11 protein-coding genes are annotated in these 15,567 nt (G+C 58.7%); 8 read left to right on the top strand and 3 right to left on the bottom strand.

From position 1 onward, the window contains the following. Positions 1–136 precede the first annotated feature (136 nt). The gene (locus A3AY_RS0114010; RefSeq protein WP_018326292.1) at positions 137–2,080 is read left to right on the top strand and encodes an acetoacetate--CoA ligase; all 1,944 of its coding nucleotides are present in this window, start codon (positions 137–139) and stop codon (positions 2,078–2,080) included. Between the two features lie 168 nt (positions 2,081–2,248). Here A3AY_RS0114010 and A3AY_RS0114005 read toward each other — a convergent pair whose 3' ends face one another. From A3AY_RS0114005 to A3AY_RS0113995, 3 genes are read right to left on the bottom strand one after another with little or no spacing between them, the layout of a single operon-like run. Beyond that, positions 2,249–3,604 carry an aspartate aminotransferase family protein gene (locus A3AY_RS0114005; RefSeq protein ID WP_018326291.1) on the bottom strand — a complete coding sequence of 452 codons (1,356 nt, stop codon included), beginning with the start codon at positions 3,602–3,604 and terminating at the stop codon, positions 2,249–2,251. 29 nt (positions 3,605–3,633) lie between these two features. Continuing rightward, positions 3,634–4,281, bottom strand: coding sequence for an HAD-IA family hydrolase (locus A3AY_RS0114000; RefSeq protein ID WP_018326290.1), 648 nt, complete (start codon positions 4,279–4,281; stop codon positions 3,634–3,636). Further along, the gene (locus tag A3AY_RS0113995) at positions 4,282–5,106 is read right to left on the bottom strand and encodes an IclR family transcriptional regulator (protein ID WP_018326289.1); all 825 of its coding nucleotides are present in this window, start codon (positions 5,104–5,106) and stop codon (positions 4,282–4,284) included. A gap of 112 nt (positions 5,107–5,218) precedes the next feature. Here A3AY_RS0113995 and A3AY_RS0113990 point away from each other — a divergent pair, with 112 nt between their 5' ends. The 7 genes from A3AY_RS0113990 (at position 5,219) to A3AY_RS0113960 (ending at position 15,562) form a co-directional block, all read left to right on the top strand. Beyond that, complete coding sequence (locus A3AY_RS0113990; protein ID WP_018326288.1) at positions 5,219–6,157, top strand: tripartite tricarboxylate transporter substrate binding protein; 939 nt, start codon at positions 5,219–5,221, stop codon at positions 6,155–6,157. Between the two features lie 75 nt (positions 6,158–6,232). Then, a complete protein-coding gene (locus A3AY_RS0113985) occupies positions 6,233–6,814 on the top strand; it encodes a tripartite tricarboxylate transporter TctB family protein (protein WP_018326287.1) in 582 nt (193 codons plus the stop codon). After that, positions 6,811–8,301, top strand: a complete 1,491-nt coding sequence (locus tag A3AY_RS0113980; RefSeq protein WP_018326286.1) for a tripartite tricarboxylate transporter permease — start codon at positions 6,811–6,813, stop codon at positions 8,299–8,301. Before A3AY_RS0113985 ends, A3AY_RS0113980 begins: the two co-directional genes overlap by 4 nt. Next, positions 8,301–9,782, top strand: coding sequence for an aldehyde dehydrogenase (locus A3AY_RS0113975; RefSeq protein WP_018326285.1), 1,482 nt, complete (start codon positions 8,301–8,303; stop codon positions 9,780–9,782). Before A3AY_RS0113980 ends, A3AY_RS0113975 begins: the two co-directional genes overlap by 1 nt. Continuing rightward, a complete protein-coding gene (locus tag A3AY_RS0113970) occupies positions 9,779–12,250 on the top strand; it encodes an FAD-dependent oxidoreductase (protein WP_018326284.1) in 2,472 nt (823 codons plus the stop codon). Before A3AY_RS0113975 ends, A3AY_RS0113970 begins: the two co-directional genes overlap by 4 nt. A 26-nt stretch (positions 12,251–12,276) precedes the next feature. Further along, on the top strand, positions 12,277–13,518 hold the full coding sequence (locus tag A3AY_RS0113965) for a Tm-1-like ATP-binding domain-containing protein (RefSeq protein WP_018326283.1): 1,242 nt from the start codon (positions 12,277–12,279) through the stop codon (positions 13,516–13,518). 7 nt (positions 13,519–13,525) lie between these two features. Beyond that, positions 13,526–15,562: an oxidoreductase gene (locus A3AY_RS0113960; protein WP_018326282.1), complete on the top strand. Its 2,037-nt coding sequence runs from the start codon at positions 13,526–13,528 to the stop codon at positions 15,560–15,562. Positions 15,563–15,567: the final 5 nt, after the last annotated feature.

The raw sequence follows: 15,567 nt of genomic DNA, 5'->3' as shown, positions 1-15,567 counted from the left end.
GCCCGTCATTTGCACTGTCGTTTGGCACTGCCATCCAGACATGGTGGCGTGATGCTGGCGAGTAGAACGGAAATGACGGGCCGGCGGCCCCAAGGCCGCGACAGTGTTAGAAGGGGATCGTGTGATGGAGGGAAGCATGGCGCTGCATTTTACGCCGAGTGAAACGCGCATTGAAGAAGCGGAGATCACCCGCTTTCGGCTTTGGTGCGCGGAAAGGTTCGGCGTTTCCCTACCATCCCATGACGCTTTTCACCAATGGTCCGTCCGCCAGCGCGGCTCATTCTGGTCGGGGCTCTGGGACTATTGTGGCGTGCAGGGCCATAAGGGCGAGACGGCTTTACTTGAGACCGGCAAAATTCTGGAGGACAGGTTTTTCCCAGAGGCCAGGCTGAACTTCGCGGAAAATCTGCTCGCAAAACGCGGTGTCGACGATGCGTTGATCTTTCGCGGTGAAGATAAAGTGGCAAGCCGTTGGAGCTGGGACAGGCTCACCGAGACCGTCTCGCGTGTTCAGCAGGCCTACCGGTCACTGGGGATCGGACCGGGCGACCGCATCGCCGCAATGTTACCAAACGTGCCAGAAACGGTAGCCTGCATGCTCGCGGCAGCGTCGATCGGGGCCATCTGGTCGTCGTGTTCTCCTGATTTTGGCGAACAGGGTGTGATGGACCGTTTCGGCCAGATCGAGCCAAAACTATTCCTAGCCTGCGACGGCTACTGGTATAACGGCAAACGCATCGATGTCGGCGAGAAGGTGACGGCGCTGGAGCCACGGCTCGGCGTTCCGGTCGTTATCGTGGAGTATTGTGGCGGAGCGGAAAGCCTTGCCGCTACGCTGTCGAATGGGCGCACACTTGAGGCTTTCATGTCCTCCCATGACGCGCGCGAACCCGTCTTCGAGCAATTGCCATTTTCCCATCCGCTGATCATCCTGTTTTCATCGGGGACGACGGGCGTGCCGAAATGCATTGTCCACTCAGCCGGGGGAACGCTGCTCCAGCATCTGAAGGAACAGCGGTTCCATTGCAATCTCGGGGGCGGAGATCGCCTCTTCTACTATACGACCTGTGGCTGGATGATGTGGAACTGGCTGGTTTCGGGTCTGGCGAGCGGGGCCACGCTTTGCCTATACGATGGCTCTCCCTTTTCGCCCGATGCAAAGGTCTTGTGGGATTATGCCGAAGAGGAGCAGTTTTCCATCTTCGGCACCTCGGCCAAGTATCTCGATGCCCTTGCCAAGGCAGAACTAAAGCCGCGTGGAAGTCATCGGCTGGACCATCTGACAGCTGTACTGTCAACCGGCTCGCCCTTGTCGCCCGCCAGTTTCGACTATGTATACCGAGACATAAAGCCCGACGTGAGCCTCGCCTCGATGTCAGGCGGCACCGATATCGTTTCCTGCTTCGTGCTTGGCAATCCGGTGAAGCCGGTTTGGTCCGGCGAAATCCAGGGGCCGGGATTGGGCATGGCAGTCGAGGTTTTCGACGACCTCGGCCAGCCGCTGCTGAGCGGCAAAGGCGAACTGGTTTGCACCTGTGCATTCCCTGCGATGCCAATCGGCTTCTGGAACGACCCGGACCGCTCGCGCTTCCGCTCTGCATATTTCGAGCGCTTCGAAGATAACTGGTGCCATGGGGATTTTGCGGAATGGACCGGCCATGGCGGCATCGTGATCCATGGTCGCTCGGATGCAACGCTGAACCCCGGCGGTGTCCGGATTGGCACGGCCGAGATTTACAACCAGCTGGAGCGGATGACCGAGATCGAAAGCGCCGTCTGCATCGGCCAGGATTGGGACAACGACGTTCGCGTGGTCCTCTTCGTCAAGCTCCGCAGCGGCGTGACGATCGACGCGGCCCTGACACAAAAAATCAAGCAGAAGATCCGAACGGGGGCTTCACCACGGCACGTGCCAGCAAAGATTATCGGCGTTGCCGATATTCCGATGACCAAGACCGGCAAGGTGGTCGAGCTTGCGGTGCGTGAGGTTGTGCATGGGCGGCCAGTCAAGAATCAAGAAGCGCTTGCTAATCCGCAGGCGCTTGTCCTGTTCGCCGGTCTAGCGGAGCTGGCAGGCTGAATTCAACGGCGATCGCCTGCTGCGGCTTGCGTTGCGTTTGTCTCTTAGACCAGGCTCGTGCTCCTATGGCTTAATTTCGAAGCCTTGTTTTCCGTGGCGTGCGGCCACTTAGAATTCCTTTGATAGCCTGGCGACCGGGAGGTCCAGCCTCCCGATCTCCGAACAATATCAGTTGTGCGCGGACTTCAGTCCCGCATCGAGAGCGTCAAGAATGCGCGCGACATCGGCCTTTGAAATGATCAGCGTCGGCGACAGGATGATGTTGTTGCCCGACGTGCGGATCATCACGCCGGCGTCATAGGCGCCCTGATAGACCTTGCCCACGACATCTTTCCCGGCCGGCGTCTTATCGTCCCTGTTGGCAACCAATTCGAGCGCGCACATCAGACCCTTGCCGCGTACATCGCCGATGATCGGGTGACGAGCCTGCAGATCATTCAGGCCATCGAGCAATTCCACACCGCGCGCTGCTGCATTCGTGGGCAGATCCTGCTTGATCGTTTCGGTAAGGCAGGCGAGGGCAGCTGCTGCTCCAACAGGGTGACCGGAGTAGGTATAGCCATGACCGATGCTCCCCATGGCTGTACGGTCAGCTTCGAAAGCGTCCGCGATGCGACTGCCGATCATGACAGCACCGAAAGGGAAGTAGCCATTGGTGATGGCCTTCGCCGAGCACATCATGTCCGGCTGAACGCCCCAGAGCCGACTTCCAGACCACGCACCGGTGCGGCCGAAGGCAGTGATGACCTCATCGGCGATTAGCAGGATCCCGTTTTTGTCACAGAGCGTGCGCAGCCCAGGCATCAGACTCTCATGTGGAACGATGACGCCTCCGGCGCCAAGTACTGGCTCCATGATGAGGGCAGCAATAGTGTCCGCGCCATTGAAGGCGATCTCGTCGGCGAACTGCCGGATAATGGCGTCTGCGATCAGCTTCGGGTCATCGGTATTGAATGGGTTACGATAGGCATACGGTGCTGCCAGATGGATAGTGCCCGGTAGGAGCGGCTCATAGGCGCGACGGAAATTTTGATTTCCATTGACACTCGCCCCGCCAAAATGTGTGCCGTGATAGCCTTTCTTTAACGATACAAATTTCGTCCGCTCCGGTTGGCCATTGATTTTGTGGAACTGCCGGGCAAGGCGAAGCGCTGTTTCAACGCTGTCGGATCCACCCGATGTAAAGAAGCTGCGTACCATGCCATCGGGGCCGAAAAATTCGGCAAGAGCTACGGATAGTTCTATTAAAGGCCCGTTGGTGGTGCCGCGGAAAGCTGAGTAATACGGCAACTCGTTCAGTTGCGTCGTGATCGCATGTTTGACCGCATCGCAGGAATAGCCGAGGTTGACATTCCAGAGGCCTCCCACGCCATCGAGCAACCGTTTGCCGTCTATATCAATGATTTCCGCCCCTTCCCCACCAGTTATGATCGTCGGAGGATTGGCCCGCATTTCTGCTGGATGTGCCATTGGATGCCAGACATGGCGGGCGTTGTGCTCGGTCAGGAAGTTGCTATCGGCCATCGTATCGTACTCCTTGGAATCGGTTTTGTTCAGGCGGAAAGAAGCGAGAGAGCGCGCTCATAGCTAGCGCCTGGGCGGGTTACATCGAAATGCACGCAGGACATCCCAATAGCCTCGCCGCCACGGATGTTCTTCAACTGATCGTCGACGAAAACGCAGTCGCCGGCGTCTATTGACAGGCCGTTGGTAATAAAGGCGAAAGCGCGTGGATCGGGCTTCAGGATCTCGGTATATGTGGCATCGACGATCAGGTCGAAATCGGCGAGGAACGGCAGCTTGGCGCGGAACTCCTTGCCATAGAAGAGATCGAGTTCATTGGATAGAATGGCCAATCGATGGCCCGCACGCTTTGCTGCGCCGATCGCTTCAAGCGCTTCGGGACGGATGACTTCCGATGGATCGTTGCCGCGAACGGCGGTCAGGAAGGGCGGCAGTGTGTCCCAATCCTTGCCCACAAGCCTTCCGGTCTCGCGAGCGCGCGTGGTCCAATAGTCGCGCTCGGTGATGACGCCGGCCTGCATGTCGCGCCAGGGCGGATCCGTGTCGACGTCAAAAGGGCCACGCCAGGTCAAAGTACCAGCGGCAAGGTCGAGCGCCCTTTCGCTCAGGTCATGCGTCTCGAAGAGGGTTTTCGAGATCACCCCTCCAAAGTCCAGCACCAGTGCTCTTCGCGTCATTTACGCGTTCTCCTTGATCTTCATGAGAAAGGTATTCGGCGGCTCTCCACCCATTGCCCGGGTTGCCGTGACCGATGCCCGCAGCACAACGCCCTCAATTTCGCGTTCCAGCTCTGGTGTCATGCGCGTGGAGATGCATGCCGCTGAGATCGTCGCCTGGATCTTGCCGTGCCAATTGAAAATTGGAGCGGCGATACCAGTGACGTCATTTTCAAAACTCCTGCTGGAGATGGCGCAGCCGTTCTTCCGTATCTCCTCAAGCCGCTGTCGAAGCTCAGTCTCAGACTTGACGGTGCTATCGGTATAGGTTGTCGGTACATTGAGGCGCCGCAGCGCTTCATTGACGATCGCATCGTCTGCGTAGGCCAGAAACACCAGGCCGGAAGCTGTGGCGTGGATGGGAAGAGGCTGCGCCGGATCAATAAATACTCTCGTAGATCGGTGCGGCTCGGCAATAGCGATTGTCGTCATGCCCTTGCCGGAGAATAAGCATGCATGCGTCGATTCCCCGACCTCTCCCGTTAGGGTCTCAAGTATCGGCTGTAGTACCGCAATCACCGGAAAACTCGCCTCACGGATGCGGGCGAGCCGCAGGACTGCGGTGCCCAGACGGTAGCGCCGGGTCTCCGGGTGCTGTTCCACAAAACCACTGGCAACAAGCGAAGCGAGGATCCGCATCGTTGTGACCTTGTCCATGTCAGCTGCGCGCGCAAGATCGCTAAGTCGATATTCAGGCGTTTCAGGTGCGAAAAAGCCAAGTAAAAACATGGCTTTATCGATCGTTTTCATGGTGGAACCAGGACGCTTGTCTTTGCTCTCGATCATTTTCTAATCCCCGCAATCTTTAGATACTTGACAGAAACTAGTCGCGGATGCAACATGTTTGAAACAGCGTAGATAATAATGGAACAGCACGCAACCCAACTGGAGGAATCGAATGAAAAATTTCCTGAACGGCGCTCTTATTGCGCTCATGGCGTCAACCGGAATGGTCGGAAATGTTCAAGCCGAATACCCGGAGCGGCCTATAACGATTATCGAACCCTGGCCGCCGGGAGATGTGGATGACCAGCTTGTTCGCGTGATAGCCGAAGAGTTTACGAAGCAGACAGGCGTCCCCGCAAAGGTAGTAAACCGGCCCGGCGGATACGGTGTCGAAGGTGCCCAGTCTGTGCTGACCTCCGCCGCAGACGGCTATACGGTTGGCAACTTTCTGATCGACATTCCGACGAGCTACATCGTGCAGGGCATCACGCCCTTCGGGCGCGAAGACATGGAAGTCGTCGGTCTCAATATGAACTTCCCCTTTATCCTCGCCGCCAAGAAGGACGCGCCCTACAATAATCTTGCCGAACTGGCCGAGTACGCGAAGAATAACCCGGTCAAGCTGGCCCATTTCGGCTTTGAGACGATCCCTGCGCAGCAGACGTTTGAGGCTGCGCGCCAGCTCGGTTTCAAGTTCTCGACTGAAACAGGCTACGACGCGACGGACTGCACGACGCTTGCCAATGGCGATGCCGACGTAATGAACTCCACCGTCGGGCTGGTGCTGGCCTGTAAGGACGATATCAAGATCATCGCGGCCTATACTGAAAAGCCGATTTCGGTCTTTCCTGAAGCGCCTCTGCTGCGCGACCAGATCACGGGTCCAACCTTCTCTCTGTGGTCTGGGCTTTTTGTACCAAAGGGCACGCCCCAAGACGTAAAGGACAAGCTCGCCGCAATCGCGGAAAGGGCCATGATGTCCGAGCAGGCAAAGCAAATCGCCGCAACAAGCGGCGCCGAAGTCTACTGGCAGGGCTCTGCCGAGGCGCAGGCACGTATCGACAAGGACTTCGAAGCGGTCAAAGACCTCTTCTCGAAGATGAAGAAATAAGTCTTCACATCGGTCGGGCTCCTCGTCCGGAAAGCCCGACCGTCCTCGGTCTATAACATGTCAGGATATCGCGCCATGACTGTCCATGTCGATCACATCCCAACAGCTGCGGATGCGGAAACGCCGCAGTTTGAGGATGACGTCACACCTGAAGCCGCATCCACGGCAGGGACCCTATTTTGTATTTTCGCAGCGTTCGCGCTCATTCTTCTGCCCTTCGCAACGGTCGCAGGCAAACGTCCACTCGGCTGGATCCAGGAGCCGTGGTCCTGGCCTTTCATTGTGCTGGTCGTCGCCCTTCTCGGCGGCGGCGGACTGGCCTTCGATTATCTTAGGCTGCGCCGGAAGCCGGGATTTTCTGCGAAGGCAAAGGAAGCCTTTGCAGGAATGGGAAGGTCTTTTGCCTATGCGGCCGCCTTCTTGGCTTTCATCGGAGGGGTATGGCTGATTGGGTTCACGTTGGCCTCCATCCTCTTCATGCAGGCCTTATATTACATGTCTGGTCTTCGGGGCGCGAAGTGGAGCCTTATCGGGCTCGCTGTGACCGTGGCGATTGTTCTCGCCTTCCGCGTCGGCCTCGGCATCTGGTTCCCACTCCCCCCGATCATGCTTCTCTTCCCTGACTGGGTAGGCAACGCGCTTGGAGAATACCTATGATGGATTCGATCATCCTCGGCTTCCAGGAAGTCGCGCACTGGCAGGTAATCGCTGCGCTCCTGATCGGTGCGATCGCCGGCATCCTGGTTGGCGCAATTCCAGGCATGGAGCCAGCCGGCGCAATGGCTATCGCCTTGCCATTCACGCTCACCATGGAGCCGCTACCGGGCATTATCCTCCTGCTCGGATGCTATGGTGGTGCATGGTATGGCGGCGCCATCCCGGCAATTTTGATTAGGGTCCCAGGAACACCCGTAAACGTGCTGACGACCTATGACGGCTACCCGCTCGCCCAGAAGGGCCATCCAATGCGGGCACTGTCGCTCGCCTACTCATCGTCCTTCGTCGGCGGTATAATCTCGATCCTCGCACTGATTTTCCTGGCCCCCTTCATGGCCAAGATTGCTGCGAAATTCGGTCCGCCGGAATTCGCGGCGGTCATGATCCTCGCATCGGTTTCGGTCGTTCTTGCGCATCACCAGAATATCCGGGGCGCGATCTTGACGTTTGGCATCGGAATGTTCCTCGGAACCGTCGGCTTCGAGAGCCCACACCATACGCTGCGCTACACCTTCGACCAGACTTGGCTGCTGGGCGGTATTCCAATGGTGCCAATGGTCATCGGCCTCTTTGCGCTGAGCCAAGCCTTCATCTTGCTCGAAACAAAGTCGCCGCCAAAAGTACCGGAGAACCTCTCGTCGACCGGACGGTTTGTTGGTCTACTCGAAGTTTTCAAGTACCGCGCAACCGTGATCCGGTCATCGCTCATCGGGCTCGTTATGGGGCTGCTTCCGGGGGTCGGCGAATTCGGGGCTCAGTTCCTATCCTATTCGCTTGCCCGCCGCTTCTCGAAGAAGCCGGAGGAGTTTGGCAAGGGCTCGCCCGAAGGTCTGGTGGCGTCCGAAGTCTCCATCAACGCCTGCACCTCGACCGTTCTCGTGCCGCTGCTTTCGTTGGGCATTCCGGCCGATCCGCTGATGGCTATGCTGCTAGCGGTGTTCATGATCCACAACATCGTGCCCGGGCCGCAGCTTTTCGTTGAGCATGCGGACTTCATTTCTGGCCTCTATATTTCACTGTTCCTGCTCAACATCTTCGTGATGATATTCCTGCTGATTTTCACCAAATATGTCGTGCGCCTGTCGTCAATCTCGCCACGCGTTATCGGCGCGGCGATCATGATTCTGGGCTTTATCGGCACATATACGCAGAACTTCCGCATTACGGACGGTTTGGTCGCACTGGCATTCGCCATTGTGGGCCGCTTCATGTTGAAGAACGGAGTGCCGGCTTTCCCGATGGTTGTCGGGCTTGTGCTCGGACCAATGATGGAAGGCAGGATCAAGCAGGCCTTCAGTATCTCCAATGGAGATCCGTCAATCTTCCTGACGCGTCCGCTTGCCGCGACGTTTCTTACGCTCGCTGTGGTCGCCGTCGTCACGTTCAGCTGGAACCACTTCAGGAACAAGACTGTGGAGGCGCACTGATGCAGAACGAGATCAATGCGATGCGGGGGGATCACATCCCGCCGCAAGGGCTTCTTGTTGACGGTAAGTTTCGCTCCGCCTTATCCGGTCAAGAGCTTGATGTTCTCTCGCCGCTTGACGGCACGCGGCTGACGACCCTTGCTGATGCGGGTCGGGAAGATGTCAATCTCGCCTGCCAGTCGGCCCGCGCCGCCTTTGAGGCGGGTGTCTGGTCGCGGACGGCGCCTGCCCACCGCAAGAAGGTGCTGCTGAAGCTGGCCGATCTCATCGAGAAAGAAGCCTTGAAGATCGCCGTGCTTGGCGTGCGCGACAATGGCACCGAGATCGCCATGGCGTTGAAGGCCGAACCAATGAGTGCGGCCTCGACTTTCCGTTACTATGCGGAACTGATCGATAAGACATACGGCGAGATTGCGCCGACCCAGAGCGATGTGCTCGCACTGGTGCACAGGCACCCGGTTGGCGTGGTGGCTGTCATTGTGCCGTGGAACTTCCCGCTGATGATCGGCGCCTGGAAAATTGCGCCGGCGCTCGCAGCCGGCAACAGTGTCGTGCTGAAGCCTGCGGAGACCGCTTCGCTCACATTGCTGCGGATTGCCGAGCTAGCGCTTGAAGCCGGCGTTCCGCCTGGTGTCTTCAATGTCGTAACGGGACAGGGCGCTGTCGCCGGCGAAGCACTTGGGTTGTCGATGGACGTCGACGTGATGGCCTTCACCGGATCCGGTGGCGTCGGGCGAAAACTCCTTGAATATTCCGCCCATTCCAACCTGAAGCGGGTCTATCTCGAACTTGGTGGCAAGAGCCCGAACATTGTCTTTGCCGACGCGCCCGACCTGGACAAGGCAGCGAAGGTCGCTGCTTACGGCATCTTCCGTAATTCCGGCCAGGTCTGCATTGCCGGGTCGCGTCTCCTGGTCGAGGCGTCAATTGCCGACCAGTTCGCAGACAAGGTGGCAGCGATTGCGGCGTCCATGAAGGTCGGAGATCCGCTTGATCTTACGACCGAAGCCGGCGCCCTCAACTCTGAGACACATCTGGACCGTAGTCTCGGCTTTGCCGCGCGGGCTCAAATGGAAGGTGCTGAGCTTCTAACCGGCGGCAGCCGCATCCTGCAGGAGACGGGAGGGTGGTTCATGGCGCCGACCGTCCTGTCGAATGTTCGTCCGGAAATGGAAGTTTCGCGGAACGAGGTCTTTGGCCCTGTCCTCGCCATCACGCCTTTTACCGACGAAGCGGATGCTATCCGCGTGGCAAATGGCACCGATTTCGGCCTGGCGTCTGCGGTTTGGACCTCCAATCTTTCGCGGGCGCATCGAATGGTGGAGAGCCTTCGCACTGGCTTGGTACACGTCAACACCTATGGCGGCTCGGACCTCACCGTGCCGCTTGGTGGTGTCAAGCAGTCTGGCAATGGCCATGACAAGTCTCCGCACGCACTCGATAAATATCTCGACCTCAAAACTGCATGGATACAGCTGTGACCGTAACCAAAGCGCTTCCGCCATCCGCACCGGCCGTCATTATTGGCGGCGGCATCATCGGTGTCTCGACACTTTATCACCTTGCGAAGAAGGGGATGGAAGGAGCCGTCCTTTTGGAACGCAAGCAGCTTGCGTCCGGCACTACGTGGCATGCGGCCGGCATTGTTGGCCAGTTGCGTGAGAGCTCAGCGCAGACCGAGCTTTCGAAATATACTGCGCGCCTCTTTACAGAACTGGAAATCGAAACAGGACAGGCAACCGGTTACAAGCAGAACGGAACCCTGCATCTGGCCTTGTCGGATATCCGCGCCGAGCAACTGCTCCGGAATCAGGATCATGCGGCCCGCATGAAGATCGAAAGTCGCATTCTCTCGGTCGAGGACATAAACGAGCTTTGGCCACTCGTCGACACGTCCGATGTGCATTGCGGCTTCCTTGTTCCCTCGAACGGGCAGGTCAATCCACTTGACGTGACCCAGGCGCTGGCAAAAGGCGCCAAGGCGCGAGGCGCACAAATCTTCGAGAACACTAAGGCCATTCGTATCCTGACACGGAACGGCAAGGTGGTCGGCGTCGAGACAGATCAGGGCGTTATTGCAACGGAGAAGGTTCTTCTGGCGGCGGGCATGTGGTCGCTGCGTTTTGCCGCCGAGCATGGCGTGACCGTTCCGCTCCACGCGGCCGAACATTTCTACATCCTCACCGAAGCCATTCCTGACCTGCCGCGCACATTGCCCGGTCTCGTCGTTCTTGAGGAACGGCTCTACACCAAGGAGGATGCCGGCAAACTTCTGATCGGTGGCTTCGAAGCACGGGGCAAGGCCTGGGGTCGCGAGGGCATCCCAGAGAGTTTCGAATTCGACGAGCTACCCTTCGACATGGATCATGTGGAGCCGGTACTGGAGAAATTCTTTACGCGTTTCCCGGCTCTTGAAACGATGGGTATCCAGACCTTCTTTAATGGACCGGAGAGCTTTACACCGGACGGACGGCCATACATCGGTCCCGCTCCGGAGATGCCCGGGCTCTTCATCGCCGCCGGCATGAACTCGAACGGCATCCTCAATTCTGGCGGTGTCGGGCTCACCATGGCAGCCTGGATGACGGAGGGCCAACCACCGCGCGCTGTCGCCTCGATGCTGGCCGCACGAGCGCATCCTTTCCAGAAGAACATGGCCTACAATGCCGAGCGTGTGACCGAAGGCGTCGGTCTTCATTGGGGCTTGCATTGGCCGGGCCGGCAGATCGAGACAGCGCGCGGCGTTCGCCGGGTACCGCTGCATGACCGTCTACTTGCGGCCGGGGCCGTTATGGCCGAGCGTATCGGCTGGGAAGTGCCGATGTACTTCGACCTCGAAAACCCGAGCTGGACTGAGCGTGCAAGTCTGGGTTGGCAGGACTGGTCGGAACGGGTCAAGGCAGAGTGTTTTGCAGCACGCGATCATGCGGTGCTCATTGACCAGTCGATGTACGGAAAGATCCTCGTGCAGGGACCGGATGCCGTCAAGGCTTTGAACCGTGTCTCCGGCGCCGAAATCGATGTTGCGGTCGGCACCTCGGTCTACACGCAGTTCCTCAACGAGAAGGGCGGGATCGAAGCGGATGTCACCGTGACCCGCATCGCCGCGGAACAGTTCATGGTCGTGACCGGTCATCCAAGCCAGATCCGCGACCAAACCCACATTCGCGCCCATGCAGAACACGCCTGGCGCTTCGAGATTTTCGACGCGACCTCGGCCTATGGTCTTTTGACCATACACGGCCCGCAGTCCCGTGCGATCCTCCAGCAGCTTTCGGCGGACGACCTGTCCAATGAGGCATTCCCGTTCGGCGCGGCGCGCGAGATTGACCTTGGCTTCGCGCGCGTCTGGGCCATCCGCCGCTCGTTCCTGGGCGAGCTCGGTTATGAGTTGATGATTTCGAGCGAGTTCACGGCGCACGTATACGACGAAATCATGCGTGCCGGCGCTCCACTAAGTCTGCGCCACGCCGGCATGTTTGCACTCGGTGCTTGCCGCCTCGAAAAGGGCTTCCGGCACTTCGGCCACGATATCGGTGAGGAAGACACGCCAATCGAAACGGGCCTCGGCTTTGCTGTGAAGCTCGCTAAGGAAGGCTTTGTCGGTCGCGAGGCGCTGATGCGCCAGAAGCAGTCGTATGGTGCCGCCACGCCGCATCGCAGCGTTTCCGTGTTGGTAGAGGGTGCGTCCGCTGAAACAGGTCCATATCTCATTCACAACGAGCCGGTCTTCAAGGATGGCGCACTCGTTGGTCATATTACCTCCGGGGGCTGGGGCTGGAGACTGAACGCGATGATTGGACTTGCTTCTCTTAACCGCGAGAACGGCGTCACCAAGGATTGGATCGATGAAGGTCGTTTCGAGGTGCAGGTGGCAGGCAAGCTTTATCCGCTCCGGGTCCAACTCGGCGCTTTTTATGATCCAGCCGGGACGATCATGCGGGGCTGATTCACACAAAAGAAGGGGAACTGAAGATGAGCGCAATAAAAACAATCCTCGTGATCGGCACTTACGACACGAAGGATCAGGAGCTCAACTACGTCGCTGATTGCATCAAGAAGCTGGGTGGGAACGTGATCTCGATGGACGTCAGCGTGCTTGGGGATCCGTCGCAACCAACGGATATTTCCAAGCACGAGGTCACTGCCGCAATTGGAAAGACTATCGATGAGGCGGTGAACGCCGGTGACGAGAATCTGGCCATGCAGATCATGGCTTCTGGTGCGTCCACGCTCTGCGCCAGACTCTATGCCGAAGGTCGCATCGACGGCATGATTGCCCTTGGGGGCACCATGGGTACCGACCTTGCATTGGATTGTGCCCGTGCGCTGCCGATCGGCGTTCCGAAATATGTCGTCTCGACGATCGCGTTTTCACCGCTGATTGCGCCGGATAGGCTTTCCGCGGATATCCAGATGATACTGTGGGCTGGCGGTCTCTACGGCCTCAACGACATCTGCAAGGCGACGCTCAGCCAGGCGGCCGGCGCCATCTATGGCGCGGCGCTCGCAGTGGAGCCGCCTGACCCGGACCGGCCAGTCATCGGTATGGTGAGCTTCGGCTCTTCCGCGCTTCACTATATGATTCACTTGCGACAGCCGTTGATCGACCGCGGCTTTTCCGTCGCAGTCTTTCATGGAACTGGCATGGGGGGCATGGCTTTGGAAAGCCTCGCGGAGCAAGGTTACTTCGCGGCAGTGCTGGAGCTCGCGGTGGCCGAGATCGGCAATCTTATGGTCGGTTCTGTCGTGAACGCGGGCGCCAACCGCATGACGGCTGCCGGCCGCTTGGGCACACCGATCATTGCCGCACCCGCCTTTGGCGACATGATCGACTTCGCGACATGGCAGCCCGTGCCCGAACGGTTCCGGGATCGGCCCTATCATGCTCACAACCGCCTGCTCGCCTCTGCCTCGCTGACTGCGGATGAACGCCGCGAACTTGCTCGTGAAGTGGCTCACCGGCTGCAGCAGTCCTCGGGGCCGGTCCATTTCGTGCTTCCGACGCAGGGTATTCATGCCTGGGACGTTGAGGGCATGCCCGCGCATGATCCGGAAGCGCTTGCCGAAATGGTAGACGAGTATCGGAAGGTGATGGTCGATCCGATCGAGCTTTCGGTGCTCGATTGCCACATCAACGATTTGGCCTTCTCAGAAAAGGTGCTCGAGGTCATCGATCGGTGGATTGCTGACGGCACCATCAAGATGACGCGGTAAAGATGTGATGGATCCGCGCTATTCAATACTTTTCGAGCCGCTGAAGATCGGGCCGGTCACCGCGCCAAACCGCTTCGTATCGATGCCGCATGCAATCGGCCACAGCTATTTGATGCCGAACGGAGCCATTGGCATTCGCGAAACCCGTGCCGAAGGCGGTTGGGGCATTGTCGCAATGCATCTGAGCGAAATCGATCCTACTTCTGATCTCGCCGGTTTGCCATATGAGCGGCTTTGGGACGAGGGCGACGTTGCCGCGCATGCGCGATCTGTCGAGCGAATCCATTCTCATGGAGCGCTCGCCTCGATTGAGCTTGCGCATACGGGAATTCGTTCGCGGGGGATATCAACAGGATATCCGGCGATGGGGCCATCCGTCGTCCCTATCCTGAAGCCGGACATGCCCTTCATGGCAAAGGCTATGGACAAAGAAGATATCCGCAATCTGCGACAGATGTACCGCGCGGCAACGCGACGGGCAAAGGCCGCCGGTTATGACATCGTCTATGTCTATGCCTCGCACGAAGCCTCGATTTTGTGGCACTTCCTGTCTCCTGCTTACAACTTCCGCACAGATGAGTATGGCGGCAGCTTTGAAAACCGGTTGCGGCTTTTCCGTGAAGTGCTGGAGGAAACCAAGGATGAAGCGGGTGACGACATGGCTGTTGCGGTGCGCTTTGCCGTGCATGAGCTTTCCGGCCCGAAGCGTATCCTGAATAGCGGCGAGGGCAGGGATGTCGTTGAGGCGCTCGCCGACCTACCTGACCTTTGGGATGTGAATGTCTCGTCCTGGAGCCGAGACAGCGGCACGGCTCGCTATGATGCCGAAGGTTTCCAGGAGGAATTTACCAGCTTTGTGAAGCAGGTAACCGGCAAACCGGTCCTGGGCGTCGGGCGCTTCACCTCCCCCGATGCAATGGTTAGCCAGATCAGGCGCGGGGTCCTCGATCTCATCGGTGCCGCCCGTCCGTCTATTGCGGATCCATTCCTGCCTGCAAAAATCCGTGAAGGCCGGATCGAAGACATCCGAGAGTGCATTGGCTGCAACATTTGCGTCGCGGTTGAGACGATCGGGGTGGAACTGCGATGCACGCAAAATCCGACGATTTCCGAAGAATGGCGTCGCGGTTGGCACCCTGAGAAAATCCCTGCGGCCGGCAATGCAAAGACCGTACTGATCGTGGGCTCTGGACCTGCGGGTCTTGAGGCGGCGCTCGTTCTTGCCAAGGCGGGCCACGAGGTGACGGTGGCTGAACGCGCCGAGGAAATGGGTGGTCGCTCAGCGCGCGAGGCTCGGATTAAGGGTCTTGCTTCCTGGGGGCGGGTCAAGGACTATCGGCTGTATCAGCTTCAGCAGATGCCCAACGTCAATCTCTATCCCGGTAGCGAGCTGGATGCCGATGGCATTGCTGAGTTCGGGGCTGACCATGTCCTCCTCGCAACCGGTGCTCCATGGCGCGGCGATGGGGCTGGGCGAACGCGCCTCACTCCAATACCTGGTTTCGCGGGTGCAGCTCTGACGCCCGACGATGTCATGGACGGTGCTGCCATAGCCCATTCAGTCGTCATCTACGACGACGATCACTATTACATGGCCAATGCGCTGGCGGCGGATCTTGCTGCCAGGGGACACGCCGTGCACCTGGTAACTCCCATGCCATCCCTTTCGGCCTGGATGGGGCATACGCTTGAGCAACCCCGCATGGTTGCCGAGATGAAAGCCGCCGGTGTGCGTATGTATCCGAACAGCGTCGCAACCGGCTGGAGCGGGGAAGGGCTTGCTGTCAGCCGAGGTGACACGGGGGAGGCGCTACCGGCAATTGCAGGTGCGACGTTGGTCGCCGTGGGCACACGGCTGCCTGACACGCGTCTTGGCGAGGCGCTCACCGCACAAGGCTTGCCTTACCGGACCATCGGCGATGCAGAGTGTCCGGGCATCATTCAGGGCGCTGTTTATTCCGGCCATCGTCATGCGCGCGAACTGCTAGGCACGGAGCCCGATGACCGCGTTTTCAAGCGCGAGCGCCCAACACTTTTTCTCTGAGATCG

The organism is Rhizobium giardinii bv. giardinii H152, assembly GCF_000379605.1.
Classification (GTDB): Bacteria; Pseudomonadota; Alphaproteobacteria; order Rhizobiales; family Rhizobiaceae; genus Pararhizobium; species Pararhizobium giardinii.
This window is presented reverse-complemented; position numbering and strand designations above follow the sequence as displayed.

Bases quoted from the DNA above. Each gene is read 5' to 3' on its own strand.
- A3AY_RS0114010 (WP_018326292.1), top strand. From the start codon at position 137: ATGGCGCTGCATTTTACGCCGAGTGAAACGCGCATTGAAGAAGCGGAG.
- A3AY_RS0113995 (WP_018326289.1), bottom strand. From the start codon at position 5,106: ATGATCGAGAGCAAAGACAAGCGTCCTGGTTCCACCATGAAAACGATC.
- A3AY_RS0113985 (WP_018326287.1), top strand. From the start codon at position 6,233: ATGACTGTCCATGTCGATCACATCCCAACAGCTGCGGATGCGGAAACG.
- A3AY_RS0113990 (WP_018326288.1), top strand. From the start codon at position 5,219: ATGAAAAATTTCCTGAACGGCGCTCTTATTGCGCTCATGGCGTCAACC.
- A3AY_RS0113960 (WP_018326282.1), top strand. From the start codon at position 13,526: ATGGATCCGCGCTATTCAATACTTTTCGAGCCGCTGAAGATCGGGCCG.
- A3AY_RS0113980 (WP_018326286.1), top strand. From the start codon at position 6,811: ATGATGGATTCGATCATCCTCGGCTTCCAGGAAGTCGCGCACTGGCAG.
- A3AY_RS0114005 (WP_018326291.1), bottom strand. From the start codon at position 3,604: ATGGCCGATAGCAACTTCCTGACCGAGCACAACGCCCGCCATGTCTGG.
- A3AY_RS0114000 (WP_018326290.1), bottom strand. From the start codon at position 4,281: ATGACGCGAAGAGCACTGGTGCTGGACTTTGGAGGGGTGATCTCGAAA.
- A3AY_RS0113975 (WP_018326285.1), top strand. From the start codon at position 8,301: ATGCAGAACGAGATCAATGCGATGCGGGGGGATCACATCCCGCCGCAA.
- A3AY_RS0113965 (WP_018326283.1), top strand. From the start codon at position 12,277: ATGAGCGCAATAAAAACAATCCTCGTGATCGGCACTTACGACACGAAG.